We start from the raw sequence: 19,335 nt of genomic DNA on the forward strand, positions 1-19,335 counted from the left end.
TTTTGACCGCTTCCGACGCATTCCCCGGCAGCGCCTAGACGGACCTGGAGCCGCGGTCTGTTGGGGTTCTTGAAACTTCGTTCTCCACACCAAATATCTCTGGACGTGTGATCCATTGATGGCATGTGAAAGGAGGAAAAAATGCTTCTCAATGAGATTCCTTGGGCGATCCCTCTCACAGTGCGTCTTTCGAACGGTCTGGAGCGGACCTTCACCTCCGTTTACGAGGCTGTCGACTTCCTCGAGAACGAGTGGCCGCTGCGCAAAGGAGAGCGCTACGAGCGTGCGCTGCGCACCTGCCGGCGGGCGCTCAACAGGATGACGCCGGCGGCGGTGGCTCGTGAAGCCTTTATTGGCGCTTGCCTGGAGGCGGGCATGCCGCTGGTCATGGTGACGTCACGGCAGCAACCGCAAGGCGGCGAAACAAAGACGGCATTGTCCGCCTGATGCGAGGCCGCGGGTACTATGGGCCTAGCTCACCGCGCTTTGGACGCAGACGCTACTCGACAAAAACGCGCACGGTAGAAGCACGTCCGAGCGCGTCGATAACCGTTAGCGTCGAATAGCCGCCGCCGTCGGGCAGCCATTGGCTGACGCGGCGGCGCGTGACGTCCGGCAGCGGTCGACCGTTCGCCAGCCAGCGGAACGGTGCCCGGCCGCCTTGCAATTTGAGCGTCAAGGGCATCATCGACTGGCCGGCGGTGGCACCAAGATCGACGCGCGCGCCCTCGGGCGGGAAGACGATCTGCGGTGCGGCTTCACGGATCGAAGTGGATGGCAGGCCGTTTGCCGTCATGGCGAAGCGTCTTTGACCGATCGGCAGATCGGACTGGGCGAGGCGGATGGCGCCGGCCGGTGCGTCCGGCAGCGGGGTCATGGCGACGCCGGCCTTGGCAAAGCCTTCGAACAGGATCGGAGCCGCCGCTTCATAGCCGGTCAGCCCGGGTACAGCGCCATTGTCCGGCCGCCCGACCCAGACGCCGAGCACGTATCGACTGTCAAAGCCGACCGACCAGGCATCGCGGTAGCCGTAGCTGGTGCCGGTCTTGTAGGCGATGCCGCGCTGCCGGCTTCCGGCCGGCGGCAGCACGGCTGAGAGGATGTCGGCGACCTGCCAGGTGGCCACCGTCGAAAGCAGTGGTTCGCCGTCGATCAGCCCCGGCTCGCCCTCGATGCCATTGCCAAGCCGAACCGGCCAGCCGCGATTGGCAAGCCCCGCGTAAAGCTGGACGAGGTCGCGAAGCGTGATGCCGACGCCGCCAAGGCCGATCGCAAGCCCCGGCGCCTCGTTCGGCGGCAGCTTCGGCCGCACCTCGGCGCGGCGGAAGCGCACCATCAGGCGGGCTGGGCCGACCGCATCGAGCAGCCGGATTGCCGGCACGTTGAGCGACAGTTGCAGGGCCTGGCGAACGCTAACATCGCCTTGGTAGCTCATGTCGAAGTTGCGCGGGCGATAGCCGAAGAAATCCGCTGGCCGGTCTTCAATGATCGTCTCCTGGCTGACGAGGCCTTCCTCGAAGGCAAGACCGTAAATGAAGGGCTTCAGCGTCGACCCCGGCGACCGCGTGATCCGCGTCATGTCGATCCAGCCGGATCGGCTGGCGTCGAAATAGTCGGCCGAACCGACTTCACCGACGATCTCGCCGGTTCTGACATCGGCCATGAGCATCGCGACCGAGACCTTCGGCCCCAACCGCTGAGCGCCCTCCCGCGCGACCGTTTCGAGTGCCCGCTGGATGTCGCGGCGAAGCGTCGTGTGATGCTCAAAGGCCGTCGGTTCCTTGCGGAGGGCAATTTCCGCCAGATGCGCCGCATAGGCCGGCAGTTGCAGACGACGGCTTGGTATAGAAGCCATTGCGGCGCGTTCGGCTTCGCCTTCGCCGATAACACTCGCAACCGCCATTCGTGTCAGCACCCGTTGTCGGGCGGCCTCGGCCGCCGCCAGATTGCGGTCCGGGCGACGCCTTTCGGGCAATTGGGGGAGGGCAACGAGGAGCGCTGCTTCCGCGACTGAGAGACGGAGCGGTTCCTTCCCGAACCAGGCGAGACTCGCGGCCCGCACGCCCTCCAGATTGCCGCCATAGGGTGCGTGGGTGAGATAAAGCTCGAGAATCTCCTCCTTGCTGAGGCGTCGCTCGATCTGGATGGCACGGGCAACCTGCAGCAGCTTCGCCGTCAGCGACCGCCGCTCGCGCGGTTCGATCAGCCTTGCCACTTGCATGGAGAGCGTAGAGGCGCCGGAAACGATGCGGCCATTGGTGACAAATTGTAGCGCCGCGCGCGCGAGCGCCAGCGGATCGACGCCGTGATGCGCCCGGAAGCGTTGGTCCTCGTAGGCAATCAGCATCTCGACAAATCGCCGGTCGACATCGCCGACCGTCGTCTTCAATCGCCAGACGCCGTCCGGGGTGGCGAAGGCGCGCAGCAAGTGGCCATCCTTGTCGAGAACTTCTCGTGAAAAGACCTGGGCTCGCTCGAGCGGCGGCGGAAAGGATCTGTCCGCCCAATCCAGCCCGGCAAGTGCCGCAACGACCGCCACAAGGCCGATCGGCACGCCGATGAGGAGCTTTCGAAGGAGGGACATCGCGCGTTCTACGGGGCCGCCAGCACCTCCATGCGCCCGGTCGCTGTGCGGGCCGAGAACTGCGGCCGGTACATGTCCTCGACGCTTGCGGCCGGATGATCGTAGGTGCCGGGCGTTACCGCACGCACCACATAGGCAAGGGTGATTTCCCGGTTGTCGCCGGTCGACCGGTCGAATGCCGCGACGAAGCGGTCGCTGCGGAACTCGGTGTGAGCGGCCTGGACCTCGCCGATCCACTCGAAATTGGAGAGCTGGGCGCTGTCGACGAGGCTCGGATTGTCGATTTCGAAGCCGGCCGGCAGGAGATCGGAGATCAGCACGCGGGACGGCCAGTCGTTGGACTCGGTCACCTTGAGCACGACGACATAGCGTTCGTTCTGCCGCGCCTGGCTGACATTCGCCTCGCCACCGTCGAGCGTGTAGTAGGTCCGCTCGATGACAAAGCCGTCGCCGCCGGCCGAGAGCGGCTGGGCGGGCGCCGCCACGGTGGTCACCACAGCGGAAACCGCATCGGCACCGTTGTTGCGAATGACGACCGGATGCTCGATCAGCGCATCACCGGTGATCCGTGCAGCGTAGCTGCCGGTGCGCTGGGCGCCGTTGACCTCCAGCCTCATATCGTCGTCGCCGCCCTGGACGGCACGCGCGGCGAGCAGCATCCAGACCTGTTCCTGGGTGCTGGTATACTTGGCCTGCTCCCATTCCCTTGCGACGACCCTGGAAAGCTCCGGGATCATCGGTGGCACCGGCCGGCTTTCGGCGGCAAGCGCCAGCACCGCCGCGTCGTCGCGCAGCGACGAGCCATAGTCGGAGCGGGCGAGGCTGACATTGACGAGCCCGGTCGACATGTTGACGGCCGCCGCGAAGATGTCCTGCGACCGTCCGGCATCGCCGTAGAGCGCAAGCGCGGCGGCGATATGCGCCTTGGCGAGCGGCGTCGGGAAATCCCCGAGCAGCGTGTCCGCATAATAGCGCAGGTCGCTGATTGCGGCCTTGCGGTTGCGGGCGAGCACATAGAGCGCATAGGCGATCTGGTTGCCTTGATCCTTGACGTTCACCTCGTAGCTCAGCGCGTTCTGCAGGTTTTCGAGCGCCTGAACCATCGCCTGTTCCGGCACGTCGAATTTCTGCTCCCGCGCGCGGGTCAGGAAGTCGGTGACATAGGCGTCGAGCCAGAGATCGCCGGAGCCGGGGCTCCACAGGCCGAAGCTTCCCGAAGAGGACTGATAGGAGAGCACACGATAGATTGCCTCCTGCACCCGCTTCGCAACCTCGCCATCCTCGGCAAGCCCGGATTGCTTGGAGAGTTCGCTGAGATAGAGCAGCGGCAAGGCGCGGCTCGTCGTCTGCTCGGCGCAGCCATAGGGATAGCGGTCAAGCGTCATCAGCAGTGCCGGTATGTCGAAGGCGGCCGAGCGCGTCACGCTGACGCTGACCGAGGCACCCTGCAGAAGGCTGTCGGCGAGCAGTTGATTATCGACTGTCAGGCTGCTGCCGGCGGCGATGTTGACGACCTGGCGCTGGGTGATCAGCAATGCGGCCGGACGGACCGGGACATGCAGCGCCTGTTCCAGCGAAAGGCCGGCAGCGTTCGAGAGCGTGACGGTCACGAGGCCGCTACCCGAATACTGCCCGGTGAGCGGCAGCGTCACGGCGGATTTTCCGCCGGCTTCGAGTTGCACGGTCTGGGAAGGGCCTGTTTGCTCAACGGTGGCCGGACCATTCGTGGTTACCTGCAACTGATAGTCGCCGGCTGGCCCATCCGTGTTGGCGATGTCGAGCCTGAGTTCGGCCCGGTCTCCGGGCGCCAGGAATTTCGGCAGGCTGGCGGTGACGACGATCGGGTCGCGGATGACGACGTCCTTCACCGCATGGCCGACGCCGGCCTTCGTCCAGGCGACTGCCATGACGCGCGCCGTGCCGTTGAACTGCGGAATATCAAAACGGACATTCGCCGTGCCCTCGGCGTCGAGCTTCACCGGCCCGGAGAAGAAGGCAACCAGTTCTTCCGTCGGCGGGTTGCCCTGCAACGGCATCTGCCCGCCGTCGCCGCCGGTGCGCAGCCGTCCGGTCGCACCGAGCGAGCCGTCGATGAGACGGCCGTAGAGATCGCGGATTTCGAGGCCGAGCCGTCTTTGGCCGAAATACCAGCCGTCCGGATCGGGGGCTTCATAGCGCGTCAGGTTCAGAATGCCGACATCGACCGCGGCCACCGTGACGTAAGCGTCCTCGTTGGCGCCCGCACCACGTACCTGGAGGTTAACCTCGAGCGGCTGGCGCGGCTGCGTCTTATCGGGCGCATCCAGACTGACCGCAAGCTTGCGATCGGCCGGATCGACGGCAAGCCACTTGAGGCCGATCGCCCGCATGGGCATGCGGCTTTCCTGGGCGTCGCCGGGCCGATAAAGCGTCGCCGTCACATAGGCGCCGGCGCCCCAATCGGCGGTGACCGGCAGTTCCACTTCGCCGCCCGTCTCGGCGATCGTCGCCGTCTTCGTGGCGATCAGGTTTTCCGTGCCCACGGTCACCAGCAGTTCGCCGGCGAAACGTGGCGACACCTTGAGTTTCGCCGTCTCGCCGACCGTGTAATTCTCCTTGTCGAGTGCGATCTCAAGTCCGTCCGGCGATTCAGTCGAGGTGGCTTCGACATACCAGCCGGCATCGAACTCGACGCTGGAGGTCGGGCCATCGGCCGCAGCGGTCTCGATCTCCAAGCGATAGCGACCCCAGCCGACCGGCACAGCGATTGCGGCGCCATCCTCAGTCACGTCGACCGTGCCGTTCGCCACCTGTTTCGTGGAGATGACCGGCTCGTATTTCCAGGCGCTTCCGTCGCGATACCATTGATAGTTCCGCTCGACGCTGATCAGCTTCCAGAGGAGGCCGGGCATCGCCACCTTCGAGCCATTGGCATCAACGGCGATAACGTGGAACTTGCCGACCGAATTCTCCGCAAGATCGCCGGAAAACTCAGGCTTGATGCCGATCATCGGACCAAGCGGCTTCACCGGCAGCGTCAAGGCGCGCTCGACGGCCCGCCCGCCAGATTCGCGCATGCGCACCGTAACCGTGGCGTTGAGCAGTTGCGTCGTCGCGGGCACCTCGCCGAGATCGACTGCAAACACGGACTTCCCGTCCTGGTCGAGCGGCTCGAGGCCTTCGAGCGGCACGCGGGTATCCTCGCTTGCCTCCTCATCGGCGAGGCCGAAGAGATAGCCCCTGAAGGCTTCTTTCTCGCGGGTCGGCTTGACCGCCACCTCGCCTTCGAGCGTCAGGCCGGCGGCCGGCGCGCCATAGAGGAAGCGGCCGTCGACGGCAACGTCAACCGGGGTGCCGACCTCGAGCTCTTTCGCTTCGCTGGTCAGGTCGAACTCCGTGCGATCCGGCACGAAGTCATCGATGAGAAACTGCTTCTCCCCGATCGCCGAGCCCTTCGGATCGGTGAAGATCTGCATCGTCCAGGTGCCGCGCATGGCATTTTCGGGAACGGGCAGATCGAGTGTGTGGCCGCCGAGCTTGCCGCCATTGCTGACAAGTCGTCGATCCTCGACGCCGTCGGGGCGCAGGAACACGAAGGTGAGCGGCAGGTTCTCGATCGCCTGGCCGTTCACGTCTCGTGCAATGGCTGCGGCATGCACGGTCTCGCCGGCGCGGTAGATGCCGCGCTCGGTCCAGGCATAGATGTCGATCGCGCCGGGCGCCGCGCGGCCGGTGACGCCGCGGTCCGAGAGATCGAAGCCGGCGCGCGTCAGGTCGAGGAAGACGTAGTCGTCCTCGCCGCGCCGCGCCGTGATGACGGCCGGTGTCATGCTCGCCGTGCCGCGGATCAGACCGGCAGCGAAGGTCGCACGGCCCTCTGCGTCGGTCGTGGCGGTACCGAGCACCTCATTGTTCTTCGCCACCAGCTGCAGTTCAACATCGGCGAGCGGCTTGGCGCTGGCCAGCGAACGCGCAAAGACGGCGAGGCCATCCGTCCCGGCATAGGTCGAAATGCCGATATCTGAGACGACGAACCATTGCGTGGCGCGCGCATCCCACTCCTGGCTGAGGGCGGTGGCGGAAGCGGCCGTCAGCACATAGACGCCGGGTTTGCGCTTCGGCAGCGCCTCGTCGACCGGGAAGCTCGTCACCACTTCCTTGTTGAGCTCGGTCTTGATGTCGATGCTGCCTTGCCAGACGAGCTCGCCGCTCTCGTCTTCGATACGCTGTGCGCTATAGCCGTCGACCTGGGTGAGGAATTGCGAGCTCGTAAGCAACGATGAGATGCTGCGATCGCCGATGCGATAGAGCTTGAGGTTGGCGCTTTCCGTATTGACCGAGACGATCGGGATGCCGCGCCGTGCCGTCGACGGCAGCACGAAACTATCACCGGTGAAGCGCACCATCGGCGCGCGATCCTTGACATAGATATCCAGGCTGACCGGGGTTTCGATGACTTCGTCGACGGAGGAGGGCAGTCCCTGCCTCAGCACCAGCTTGTAACGCTTGCCGTGCGCCAGCCCTTCGACGCAGATCTCGCTGCCCTTGGCCTCGACCGCATTCGGAGCGACGCCGTCGAGCGTCACGAAGGAGGCATAATCGGGGCCGTTCTTCAGGAGCTGCTCCGAGAACTGTACGCAGGCGCGCGGGCTCGCGCCATCGGCATCGATCGTGTGGCCGGTGACGCGGAAACCCTGTCGTGCCTTGAGGTCGAGATAGGCCGTCTCGACAGTCTTTGCCTGCACGAGCTCGAGACTTGCCTTGTAGGCCTGGAGCGCGGCTCGATAGTTCTGCAAGTTATCGAGCGCCTGGGCGAGGATGGCGAGCGCATCGGCGCGGCTCTGCGTGGTCCTCGTCAGCTGATAGCCGTGGAGCGCGGCAAGGGCCGCCTCGCTCGCCAGATCCGTGCCGCTGCTGAACCGGTTTGCCGTTCTTGCCGTCTCCAGCCACAGGTCCCCGTCCTCCGGGGTGATCGCCAGCGCGCCGCGGAACGCCTTGAGCGCCGACACGAAGTTGCCAGCCGCCAGCTCACGACGTGCTGTTTCGATCAATCCGTTGACGCCGAAGCCTATTTGATCGTCGGCCAAGGCGAGGCCGGCCTTGACGTCGCGGGCCTGCTGCAGGAGATCGTCCGAGACGAAGGACAGGCGGGGAGGTGCGCCGAGATCCGGCTCGCCCGTGATGGTCTCGACGACTTTGCCGGCGATCGCGCCCTTGAACGTGTTCAGCTGGTTGAAATCAGACTTGAGGAAACACCACTTCACCTTTGGATTGTAGGTGAAGGCCTTGCAGGCACGGTCGGAAATGCAGGTGCTCTGGCACTCGTCCAGCGAGACATCTTGCTCGGTGCGCAGGTCGAAGCCGAAATAATCGGCATCGCTGGTGATCTCGATCTTGCGATCGGCTTCGGCCGCTGCAGCCGGTGTGCCAAGGGAAAAAAGCGTGAAGAGAAGGGTGGTAAGGCCGAGAAACGCGCGCATCGACAAAGTCCTCCCAACGCTGCCCGCTTCGATGGAGCACCACTCTTTCAACCTTCGCAGAGCAATGTCAACTGAGCATTGAGCAGAAGGATGCGGCACCAGCCGCACTCAGTTCTGCAACCGGAGGGAATCGTCGTCAGAGGTTCAGGCTGACGTTGGAGCGAACGCTTTCATAAGGCCCGTGTAGGCTTTCGGAAGTGGCGCGGCATAGGACCCGTGCTTGCTGGTTCTCAACCCTTGCGCGACCAGTGCTTCGGCCTGCTTCACCGCCGCCGAGACGCCGTCGATCACCGGCAAGCCATACTCACGTTGCAGCGACTTAGCGAGATCGGCCATGCCGGCGCAGCCGAGTACGATCGCCTCGGCGCCATCTTCGTCGAGCGCCCTTTCGATCTGGCGTTTGAGCTTGTTGAGGGCGCCGGACGCCTTGTCTTCGAGTTCGAGGACCGGAATATCGGCGGCACGGACCATCGCGCGGCCGCCCATGCCGTAGTGACGCACCAGATTCTCGATAAGGACGCGGGAGCGCCCGAGGGTGGTGACGACGGTGAAGCGCTGGGCGAGGAGGGCGGCGGTCATCACCGCGGATTCGCAAAGGCCGACCACGGGGATGTGGGCGAGCGCCCGGGCCGCTTCCAAGCCCGTATCGTCGAAGCAGGCGATGATCGCGGCGTCCGCTCCCGCCGCTTCTCCCTCGCGGATTTCCATGAGCAGACCGGGCACGGCGATCGCCCCGTCAAAGTACCCCTCGATCGACGCCGGTCCGGCCGTCGACGTGGCAGCGATGATTTCGGTGCCGGGCCCGGCGACCGCTCGTGCGGCTGCCGCTGCCTTCTCGGTCATCGAGTCGGTGGAGTTCGGATTGACGATCAGAATGCGCATGTTGTCACCTTATCCTTGCCTGGCGGCGCCTGAGTACGAGGATGATGGCGAGCGCCACGAGGATGACGGTGAAGGAGAAGAGCGTCGTCACCGTGCCGAGTGCATAGAGCACCGGCGTCGTGACGTTGGTGGTCATACCGTAGATTTCCAGCGGCAGCGTGTTGTAGGTGCCGGAGGTCATCAGCGTGCGGGCGAACTCGTCATAGGAGAGTGTGAAACCGAAAAGGCCGCCTCCGATCAGGCTCGGCGCGATCATCGGCAGGACGACATGGCGGAAGGTCTGCCAGGAGGTGGCGCCGAGATCGCGTGCGGCCTCCTCATAGGCGGGCGAGAAGCGATTGAAGACCGCGAACATGATGAGCACGCCGAAGGGCAGCGTCCAGGTGAGGTGCGCGCCGAAACCGGAGGAATACCAGGCGGGCTTCAGCCCGAATTGCTGGAAGACGACGCCAATGCCGAGCGAGATGATGATCGAGGGGACCACGAGGCTTGCGACGGTGATGTAGAAAAGCGCCGTCGAGCCGCGGAAACGATGCCGGAAGGCAAGGCCTGCCAGAAGCGCGACGACGACGTTCACCACCATCACCATCAGCCCGAGCGTGAAGGAGCGGCGGAACGAGGCGCCGAAATCGCCGACCGCCTGCTTCTCGAAGAGATTGTAGAACCAGTGCAGCGAAACGCCGTTCAGCGGGAAGGTGAGGCCGCCGTCCGGCCCCTGTAAGGAAAGGATCAGGACGGCCGACAGCGGCCCGTAAAGAAACAGCACGAACAGCGCGAAGAAGGCTGCGAGCACGTAGAATTCCTTGCCGCGACTTTCGTGGTTCATGTCAGAGCTCCTTACGGATATCGACGACCCGGAGGATCGCCGCGACCATCAGCAGCACCACGATGAGCAGTACGACCGCGTTGGCGGCCGCGGCCGGGTACTGCAGCAGCGACATCTGGTTCTTCATCAACAGCGCGACGGAGGCGCTCTGCCCGCCGGACATCACTTGAACGGTCGAGAAATCGGCCATGACCAGCGTCACGACGAAGATCGAGCCGATCGCCATCCCCGGCTTTGCGAGCGGCAGCACGACATTCCAGAGCACCTGCCAGCCGCTCGCGCCGCAATCGCGCGCCGCCTCGATCAGTGCGTGGTCGATGCGCATCAGCGTATTGAAGATCGGCGTCACCATGAAAAGCGTATTGAGATGTACCAAAGCGAGCACGACGGCGAAATCGGAATAGAGCAGCCACTCGATCGGCTGAGGAATGATGCCGAGTTCGATCAAGGTGGAGTTGACGAGGCCGTTGCGGCCGAGCACCGGAATCCAGGAAATCATCCGGATGATGTTCGAGGTGAGGAACGGCACGGTACAGATGAGGAAGAGCACCATCTGCATCGTCGTCGTGCGGATGTGGAAGGCCAGGAAATAGGCGACCCAGAAGCCAATGAAGAGCGTCAGCGCCCAGGTGAGCACGGTGAATTTCAGCGTGTTGAGATAGGTCTTCCAAGTAACCCAGGAGCCGAGCGTATCGGCATAGTTCATCGTCAGGAAGTCGGGGTAGAGGCCCGCGAAATCGTAGTCCCAGAAGCTGACGACGATGATGGTTAGGATCGGCAGGATGAAGAAGAAGCCGAGGATCAAGACGAGGGGCGTGGCCTGGAGGTAGGCGATCAGCCGCCGCGGCGTGGCGAGGGAGCACGACGCCTTGCGCGCTTTGATCTCTCCTGAGGTTGCGACTGCCGTCATTGTCTGTCCTTGCGAATTTCTGACGTCCGAGGCTGCCCCTCATCCGCCTGCCGGCACCTTCTCCCCGCACGCAGGGAGAAGGGAACTTGCCGCGACGTCTCCGTCCCCTCTCCCCGCATGCGGGGAGAGGGCTAGGGTGAGGGGCATTCGCCTCCGATGAGCTTCCCTTAAGCCGCGATGAACTCGTTCCAGCGGCGGACCATGTAGCGGTCCTCGTCCATGACCGAGTTCCAGCAGGCCACTTTGCCCATGCGCTCCTCGAACGAGCCGCCGTCGCGGACCGCACCGGCCTTTTCCATGACCTTTCCCTCGGGAGAGAGGATGTCACCCTTGGCCGGCTTGCCCTCGACCCAGAAACCCCATTCGTCTTCGGACATGTGGGTCTTCGCGGTCTCCATGGCTGCCGAGTAGTAGCCCTGGCGGTTGAGATAGGCGCCGACCCAGCCGGAGAGATACCAGTTGATATATTCATAGGCCGCGTCGAGCTGCGCCCCCTGGAGATGCGCGGCGAGGCCGAGGCCCCCGCCCCAGGCGCGATAGCCCTCCTTCAGCGGCTGGTACTTGCAGGCGATACCCTTGGAGCGCACGGCGGCGACGGCCGGCGACCACATGGACTGGATGACCACCTCGCCGGAGGCCATGAGGTTGACGCTCTCGTCGAAGGACTTCCAGAAGGCGCGGAACTGGCCGTCCTGCTTGGCCTTGATGAGGAAATCGATCGTCTGGTCGATCTCGTCCGTCGTCATGTTGCCCTTGTCGGCATATTTGATGTTGCCAAGGGCTTCCATGATCATCGCCGCATCCATGATGCCGATCGACGGAATGTTGAGGATCGCCGTCTTGCCCTTGAAGGCCGGGTCCATGATGTCGGCCCAGGTGGTGATTTCGCGGCCGACGAGGTCGGGGCGAATGCCGAGCGTGTCGGCATTGTAGATCGTCGGGATGAGCGTCATCCACTGCGTCGGCTCCTTGGCGAAGCTCTTGGAGCCTTGCGCATCGACGAAGCCGACGGTGTGCGGCGCCGTCCCCTGAGCGACCACGCTGTCGGGCTTCAGCTTGCCGTCGACGAAAAGCGGCACGATCTTGTCGTAATACTTGATCTTCGAAACATCCATCGGCTGCATGACACCGGTCGGGAAGACCTTCTTGGCGATCCAGTATTCGATGTCGGCGATGTCGTAGGAATCCGGCTGGGTGACGGCGCGCTGGGCGGCGGCATCGGAGTCCGTTGCGGTCATCTCCAGCGTGATGCCGAGGTCTTCCTTGCACTTCTCGGCGATCGCATTGATGTTCGAAACGCCGGTGCCGAATTGGCGCAGCGTGATCGGATTCTGTGCCCAGATCGTCGGGAAGCCGGTGATCGCGCCGGAGCCGACAACGGCGCCCACGGCGGCCGCGCCGGTCTTCAGCAAGGCGCGGCGCGAGATGCCCTTTGCGGGCTTAGCAGTCTTTGTTTCACTGGTCATGCTGTCGTTCCCCTTTTTGGTGATGCTTGATTGACGGTTCGTGCAGGAGCGGGCGGATGAATACTTCTTCTGGCCCGTTCAGGCTGAGAGGCGGCCGAGGGGGATCACGTCCTCCAGGGCCCAACTCAGCCACACCGCGTCGCCGGTCGATACGGGCTCCTTGAAGTAATCGGCGTCGGAGATGTTCACCGTGAAGTCGTCGCTGCCGGCGCCGATGACGGTGATCTTCACCGAGGCGCCGCGATATTCCACATTCGAGACAAGCCCATGGAAGCCAAGCGATTTGTCTGATGGCGGCTCGAGCCGCACCCGGTCGGTGCGGATGCCGATCTCGATCGGCTGCCCGACCTCCTGGACGATGTCGCGGACCGAGAATGTTTGGCCTTCCGGCACCGTCAGCGTGACGACACCGTCGTCGACCGATGTTACGCGGCCGGAAAGCACGTTATGGTCGCCCATGAAGCGGGCGACAAAGGCGGTCGCCGGTTTCTCGAAGACGGTGCGGGGCCTGCCGCCTGCTCGATGCGGCCGTTGTTCATGATGACGATCAGGTCGGCGAGCGCCATTGCCTCTTCCTGGCTGTGCGTCACATGGACGAAGGTGATGCCGAGCGTCTTCTGCAGCTTCTTGAGTTCGGCGCGCATGCGGATCTTCAGAAACGGATCGAGAGCGGAAAGCGGTTCGTCGAGCAGCAGCGCCTCCGGGCCGGTGATCAGCGCCCGGGCAAGCGCCACGCGCTGCTGTTGGCCGCCGGAAAGCTGGGCCGGCCGGCGTGTCGCATAGGCCTCCATCTGCATGAGCTTCAGCATTTCCAGCGCCTTGGCGCGGCGTTCGTCCTTGTCGATGCCCTTCATCTTCAGGCTGAAAGCAACGTTTTCGACGAGGTCGAGATGGGGAAACAGCGCATAGGACTGGAACATCATCGCTGTGCCGCGCTTTGCTGGCGGTAAGTCGGTGACCACGATGCTGCCGAGGCGGATATCGCCGGAGGAGATGCGTTCATGGCCGGCGATCATGCGCAGCGTCGAGGTCTTGCCGCATCCGGAGGGGCCGAGCAGGCAGCAGTAGCTGCCCGCCGGAATCTTCAGGCTGATGGCATGGACAGCGGTCGTCGCGCCATAGACCTTGGAAACGGAAGCGATATCGATCTCTGCTGCTTTGGACATGCCCGCTTTCTCCTTGCAGCTGAGATGAAGCATCAAGCGTGCCAGTTTGCTAAAGGCCTGAATCCGCGGCTATGTTTTCGTACGTCGCCAAACTGGGCAGCCGGCGGGCCATGTTGGATGCACATTTTGTAGGCGTTCGTGCTCAAAGATTGCCTATTATTGTATACAATATTGAGCTTTGATTGAGGGCAAAAAGCGGGTAACTTCCGCTGCACCCACTGTACCCACTGTAACGGCATCGTTCGGATTCCCTGCCTCATGACGCCAGTCAATCTAAGCCCGGCGGGAAGCGCCATGGATACCGGCGCCCAGCAGATCCGCGACGCGATCCGCGATGCGATCGTCGAGCGGCGCCTTGCGCCCGGAACGAAGCTCTCCGAAAGCGACGTCGGCAGCCTCTTCAATGTCAGCCGGACGCTGGTTCGCGCCGCCCTTCAGGCCCTTTCTTATGAGGGGCTCGTCAGTGTCGAGAAGAATCGCGGCGCCTTCGTCGCCTTTCCTTCCGTGATCGAGGCTCAGCAGATATTCGCGACCCGCCGGCTGTTGGAGCCGGTCATACTCCGCGAGACAGCGCCCCATATCGGCAAAACTGAGATCAAGGAACTCAGAAAGCTGCTTGCGGAAGAGCAGCGGTTGACGAACCAACGCGGCGCACCCGCCCGCCGCGCCGAGATCAAGGCTTCCGGCGATTTTCACCTGGCGGTCGCCGCCATGAGCGGCAATGCCATTCTCAAGCGTTTCATGGATGAGCTCGTTGCTCGCTCCTCGCTCGTGATCGCGCTTTATGGGCAATCGGTGATCTCAAGCTGCGGCCACAATGAACACCAGCAGATCGTCGATGCACTGGAAAAGAAGGATGTCGAAGCTGCCTGCGCGCTGATGCTGCAGCACATCGATCATATCGAGGCGGATATCGACCTTCGGCCAACAAAAAAGGGCGGAGGTTTGCGCGACGCTTTTCATTTGTGAGTGTCGCAACAGCGCTTCCGATCCAGGTTGTATTGCGCCGGACGACAACGCACAGCGCACTTGCGGTGACGATCACATTTGTGATATTTCTAACACAAATTGTTGGGCTGCAGCTCGTCGCGCCCCTGGTGTAAGCCTGCCCAGGGCCCGGACTCCGGATGGAAATGGCCAATCGCAAGACAACACGGATTGTCGCTTTGACAAATGCGCTTTCGGCGCGGCGCGTTCTGCATCTGAAAGACGCAGCCGCCTTGCTGGGCGTTTCGGAAATGACCGTTCGGCGCGACGTCGCCAACAACCCCGCCCTCTTCGGATATCTCGGCGGGCATATCGTTCCGGCCGCCGATATCGAGGCCGAGGCGCCTTACGATCTCGCGCGTGAGGCCGACAGTCACGCGGCGGCGAAGCGGGAGGCCTGCGTCCATGCCGCCCGACACATCCGTCCCGACGAGACGATCTTCATCGATTGCGGCACGACGCTTGAGTATCTCGTCGATCTCATCCCGGAAAATTATTCAATTACGGCCGTGTGTTATTCTCTGAATGTGGCCAATCGCCTGACCCGCAGGCCCAATGTTCGGATCGTCATGCTTGGTGGTGTCTACCACCCGTCCTCGGCTTCGTTCTCGGGCAACTCCGGGCTTGAGACGCTCAATCATCTCGGCATCAACGTAGCCTTCCTGTCGGCGGCCGGCGTCGACCCCGACCGTGGCGCGACATGCGTTCATTTTCATGAAGTGCCGGTAAAGCAGAAGGTGATTTCACTCGCGCGCGAGAATTACCTCGTGGTGGACAAGAGCAAGATCGGCAGGCTGAAGCCCGCCTTCTTTGCGCCGCTCACCACATTCCGGTCGGTGATCACGGAAGACGGAGAGGCGGCGCTTTCGGTGCATGAGGCGCGGACGGGATAAATGTGATAGTCTCGCCGCTTCGACCGTGTCATCGCTTGACACCCATCAGGCTTGATGAAATGATAACAAAAAGTAGATAAAAAAATAACAAGTCGGCGGCTGACCCGCAGGGGCCTGGTCCGGCAGGGAGAAATCGAGGAGTAGTCGCTTGGAAGACCTTGCTGTGAACGGGGTGTCGGCAGTTTCTGCCCAACCCGCTGGCGCCGGTCACAACTGGCCGCGCAACGACGGTGTCGATCTCGACCTTTCCTGGGTGCTCGATCAGCGCGTCAATCTTTCCGCCGCCGAGCGGCGGGTCGCGACGCTGCCGGGTCGCCGGACCGTGAAAAAGGATGCGCAGGCCGCTTGGCTCTTGAAGGCGGTCACCTGCATCGATCTGACGACGCTCAATGGCGACGATACGACGGAGCGCGTTAAACGCCTCTGCGCCAAGGCGCGCCGGCCGGTGCGCCAGGATCTTCTCGACGCGCTCGGCATGGGCGATCGCGACATCACCACCGGTGCCATCTGTGTCTATCACCGTTTCGTGTCGACGGCGGTCGACGCGCTCGAGGGGTCCGGAATTCCGGTGGCTGCGGTTTCCACCGGCTTCCCGGCAGGTCTCATTCGGCATGACGTCAAGCTGAAGGAAATCGAGGCTTCCGTCGCCGACGGCGCCAGGGAAATCGACATCGTCATTACGCGCGAGCATGTGCTGACCGGCAACTGGCAGGCGCTCTATGACGAGATGCGCGATTTCCGCGATGCCTGCGGCGATGCGCATGTGAAGGCGATCCTCGCGACCGGCGATCTCAAGACCTTGCGCAATGTCGCCCGCGCCTCGCTCGTCTGCATGATGGCCGGCGCCGACTTCATCAAGACCTCGACCGGCAAGGAGGGCGTCAACGCGACGCTGCTCGTCACCCTCGTCATGCTCAGGATGATCCGAGCCTACCAGGAGCGGACAGGCATCAAGGTCGGCTACAAGCCCGCCGGCGGTATTTCGGGGGCAAAAGACGTGCTGAACTACCAGTTCCTCATGAAGGAAGAGCTCGGCCGCGAATGGCTCGAGCCGGATCTCTTCCGCATCGGGGCGTCGAGCCTGTTGGCAGACATCGAACGCCAGCTCGAACATCACGTCAGCGGCGCCTACTCGGCCCTCAACAGACACCCGATAGGATAATCCGATGAGCGTCGCCAGGTTTTTCGACGAAATGTCATATGGCCCCGCACCTGAAGGCGATAACGAGGCGCGCCAATGGCTCGCCCGCCACAAGGGCGCGTTCGGGCACTTCATCAACGGCGGATTCGTCGCCTCTGTGTCAGGAAAGACATTCGACAGTTTCGAACCGGCGACCGGTGCTCTGCTGGCGAAGATCGCGCTCGGCGGTCGCGAGGATGTCAACGCCGCCGTGGCCGCGGCCCGCAAGGCGCAAGGTCCCTGGGCGAAGCTCTCCGGCCATACCCGGGCAAGGCATCTCTATGCGCTGGCGCGCATGATCCAGCGTCACGCCCGGCTGATCGCCGTGGTCGAAGCGCTCGACAACGGCAAGCCGATCCGCGAGACGCGCGATATCGACATTCCACTTGCCGCTCGTCATTTCTACCACCACGCCGGCTGGGCACAGCTCCAGGAAACAGAGTTCGCAGAACAGGTGCCGGTCGGCGTCGTCGGCCAGGTCATCCCCTGGAACTTCCCCTTCCTGATGCTCGCCTGGAAAGTGGCGCCGGCGCTGGCGCTTGGCAATACGGTCATTCTGAAGCCTGCGGAGTTCACGCCGCTGACGGCGCTTCTTTTCGCCGAGCTTGCCACTGCTGCCGGGCTGCCGCCGGGCGTCCTCAACGTGGTGACCGGGGAGGGCGAGACGGGTGCGCTGATCGTCGAGCACGACGACATAGACAAGATCGCCTTCACCGGCTCGACCGAGGTCGGCCGCCTGATCCGTGAAAAGACTGCAGGGACCGGCAAATCGCTGACGCTCGAACTCGGCGGCAAGTCGCCCTTCATTGTCTTCGACGACGCCGATATCGACGCGGCGGTAGAAGGCGTGGTGGATGCGATCTGGTTTAACCAGGGCCAGGTCTGCTGCGCCGGGTCGCGTGTGCTCGTCCAGGAAGGCGTGGCACCGCGGTTTCACGAACGCCTGAAGCGGCGCATGGGGACGTTGCGGGTCGGCCATCCGCTCGACAAGGCGATCGACATGGCTGCGATCGTCGCCCCGGTGCAATTGCAGCGGATCCAAAGCCTGGTCAGCCAGGGTGTGACGGAAGGGGCGGCACTTTACCAGCCGCCGATCGAGCTGCCCAAGGGCGGCAGCTTCTATCCGCCGACGCTTCTGACTGCAGTGCAGCCGACCTCCGTCGTCGCCACGGAGGAAATTTTTGGACCGGTCGCCGTGTCGATGACCTTCCGCACCCCGCAAGAGGCGATCCAACTCGCCAACCATTCCCGCTATGGCCTTGCAGCCAGCGTCTGGAGCGAGACGATCGGTCTCGCCCTGCATGTCGCGGCAAAGCTCGCCACCGGCGTCGTCTGGGTCAATGCCACCAATCTTTTCGACGCTTCGAGCGGCTTCGGCGGAAAACGCGAATCCGGCTTCGGCCGCGAAGGCGGCAGGGAAGGCTGCTACGAATATCTGAAGCCCAAGGCCTGGCTGGGACGCAAGCTCCGGGCGGAACCGAGTGCGCCGGTGCTCAAGCCGGTTGCGAGCGATTTCGCGCTGCCATCGCTCGACCGCACCGCCAAGCTCTTCATCGGCGGCAAGCAGGCCCGGCCCGATGGAAACTACTCGCGCCAAATCCTGTCGCCGAAGGGCAAGGTGCTCGGCGAGGTCGGCGAGGGCAACCGCAAGGACATCCGCAACGCCGTGGTCGCGGCGCAGGCGGCGTCGAGCTGGTCGTCGGCAACGACGCACAATCGCGCGCAGATCCTCTATTACATTGCCGAGAACCTGAGCGGCCGGGCGGCGGAATTTGCCGACCGCATCGGCGCAATGACCGGCGTCTCGGCGGCCAATGCGAAGGCCGAGGTCGAAGCTTCGATCGCCCGTCTCTTCAGCTATGGCGCCTGGGCGGACAAATACGAAGGCGTCGTGCACCAGCCGCCCTTGCGCGGCGTCGCACTTGCCATGCCGGAGCCGCAGGGCGTCGTCGGAGTGATCTGCCCGCCGGAGGCACCGCTGCTCGGTTTCCTCAGCCTCGTCGCGCCGCTGATTGCCGTTGGCAATCGCGTCGTTGCCGTTCCGAGCGAGCCGCATCCGCTTGCCGCCACGGATTTCTATTCGGTGCTGGAAACCTCCGACGTTCCAGCCGGCGTCGTCAACATCGTCACCGGCTCGGCGACGGAACTTGCCAAGACGCTCGCCGCCCATAACGACGTCGACGCACTCTGGGCCTTCGGCACGGCGGACCTGTCGACGCTGGTCGAGAAGCTGTCGGTCGGCAATCTGAAACGCACCTTCGTCGACTACGGCAAGGCCATCGACTGGTTGGACCGTTCGGCAGCCGAAGGGCAGCCGTTCCTGCGGCGGGCAATCGACGTCAAGAACATCTGGATCCCCTACGGCGAGTGAGGGATCCGCGCATACCGTCCGGCGGGGAGCCGGCCGGCGTAGAGGAAGCATTTGCATGAATGAGAGTCGCTGGCGGGATCACGCCGTCGGGCGGTCGTCGAATTGGTGCTTTGGAGGAAGACTGACATGCTCAAGAATATTGACCCGGCGCTCAATGCGGACGTGCTGCACGCGCTCCGATCTATGGGGCATGGTGACACGCTGGTGATCTCCGACACCAACTTCCCCTCCGACGCGATTGCCCGGCAGACGCGGCTCGGCAAACTCCTCCACATCGACAACGTCTCCGCCGCGCGCGCCGTCAAGGCGGTACTTTCGGTGCTGCCGCTAGACACGCCGCTCCAGCCATCGGCCGGACGCATGGAAATCATGGGTGCGCCGGACGAGATTCCGGCAGTTCAACGCGAGGTCCAGGCCGAGATCGATCGTGCCGAGGGCCGGCCGGCGCCAATGTACGGCATCGAACGCTTCGCTTTCTACGAGGAAGCAAAGAACGCCTATTGCGTCATCACCACCGGTGAGACGCGCTTCTACGGCTGCTTCCTGTTCACCAAGGGTGTCATTCCTCCGGAAACTGCCTGAAACACCAGCGGTTTTTTGAGGGAGGAGGC

At 63.6% G+C, this 19,335-nt stretch carries 11 protein-coding genes and 2 pseudogenes; 6 read left to right on the forward strand and 7 right to left on the reverse strand.

Going from position 1 to position 19,335, the window contains the following annotated elements:
- The first annotated feature begins 141 nt into the window (after positions 1-141).
- Positions 142-447, forward strand: a complete 306-nt coding sequence (locus USDA257_RS04805) for a DUF982 domain-containing protein (RefSeq protein WP_014761765.1) — start codon at positions 142-144, stop codon at positions 445-447.
- Between the two features lie 52 nt (positions 448-499).
- Here USDA257_RS04805 and pbpC read toward each other — a convergent pair whose 3' ends face one another.
- The 7 genes and pseudogenes from pbpC to USDA257_RS04840 form a co-directional block, all read right to left on the reverse strand.
- Entirely contained in the window at positions 500-2,584 is a 2,085-nt protein-coding gene (gene pbpC / locus USDA257_RS04810) for a penicillin-binding protein 1C (RefSeq protein ID WP_014761766.1), read from the reverse strand.
- 8 nt (positions 2,585-2,592) lie between these two features.
- Positions 2,593-8,043, reverse strand: coding sequence for an alpha-2-macroglobulin family protein (locus tag USDA257_RS04815; RefSeq protein ID WP_014761767.1), 5,451 nt, complete (start codon positions 8,041-8,043; stop codon positions 2,593-2,595).
- A 144-nt stretch (positions 8,044-8,187) separates the two neighbouring features.
- On the reverse strand, positions 8,188-8,925 hold the full coding sequence (locus USDA257_RS04820; protein WP_014761768.1) for an aspartate/glutamate racemase family protein: 738 nt from the start codon (positions 8,923-8,925) through the stop codon (positions 8,188-8,190).
- Between the two features lie 4 nt (positions 8,926-8,929).
- On the reverse strand, positions 8,930-9,751 hold the full coding sequence (locus tag USDA257_RS04825) for an ABC transporter permease (protein ID WP_014761769.1): 822 nt from the start codon (positions 9,749-9,751) through the stop codon (positions 8,930-8,932).
- A 1-nt stretch (position 9,752) separates the two neighbouring features.
- Positions 9,753-10,586 (reverse strand): annotated as a pseudogene (locus USDA257_RS04830) (ABC transporter permease); the annotation flags it as partial.
- A 242-nt stretch (positions 10,587-10,828) separates the two neighbouring features.
- Positions 10,829-12,127 carry an ABC transporter substrate-binding protein gene (locus USDA257_RS04835; RefSeq protein WP_014761771.1) on the reverse strand — a complete coding sequence of 433 codons (1,299 nt, stop codon included), beginning with the start codon at positions 12,125-12,127 and terminating at the stop codon, positions 10,829-10,831.
- Between the two features lie 78 nt (positions 12,128-12,205).
- A pseudogene (locus USDA257_RS04840) lies at positions 12,206-13,293 on the reverse strand (ABC transporter ATP-binding protein).
- Between the two features lie 258 nt (positions 13,294-13,551).
- Here USDA257_RS04840 and USDA257_RS04845 point away from each other — a divergent pair.
- From USDA257_RS04845 to USDA257_RS04865, 5 genes are all read left to right on the forward strand, one after another.
- Positions 13,552-14,262, forward strand: a complete 711-nt coding sequence (locus tag USDA257_RS04845) for a GntR family transcriptional regulator (RefSeq protein WP_041413917.1) — start codon at positions 13,552-13,554, stop codon at positions 14,260-14,262.
- A 164-nt stretch (positions 14,263-14,426) separates the two neighbouring features.
- The gene (locus USDA257_RS04850) at positions 14,427-15,173 is read left to right on the forward strand and encodes a DeoR family transcriptional regulator (protein ID WP_041414956.1); all 747 of its coding nucleotides are present in this window, start codon (positions 14,427-14,429) and stop codon (positions 15,171-15,173) included.
- Positions 15,174-15,321: 148 nt separating this feature from the next.
- A complete protein-coding gene (gene deoC / locus USDA257_RS04855) occupies positions 15,322-16,335 on the forward strand; it encodes a deoxyribose-phosphate aldolase (RefSeq protein WP_014761774.1) in 1,014 nt (337 codons plus the stop codon).
- A 4-nt stretch (positions 16,336-16,339) separates the two neighbouring features.
- Positions 16,340-18,724, forward strand: coding sequence for an aldehyde dehydrogenase family protein (locus USDA257_RS04860; protein ID WP_014761775.1), 2,385 nt, complete (start codon positions 16,340-16,342; stop codon positions 18,722-18,724).
- A 126-nt stretch (positions 18,725-18,850) separates the two neighbouring features.
- Positions 18,851-19,306 (forward strand): RbsD/FucU family protein, encoded by a 456-nt coding sequence (locus USDA257_RS04865; protein WP_014761776.1) that lies wholly within the window; start codon positions 18,851-18,853, stop codon positions 19,304-19,306.
- The last annotated feature ends 29 nt before the right edge of the window (positions 19,307-19,335 follow it).

It is taken from the genome of Sinorhizobium fredii USDA 257 (assembly GCF_000265205.3).
GTDB lineage: Bacteria > Pseudomonadota > Alphaproteobacteria > Rhizobiales > Rhizobiaceae > Sinorhizobium > Sinorhizobium fredii_B.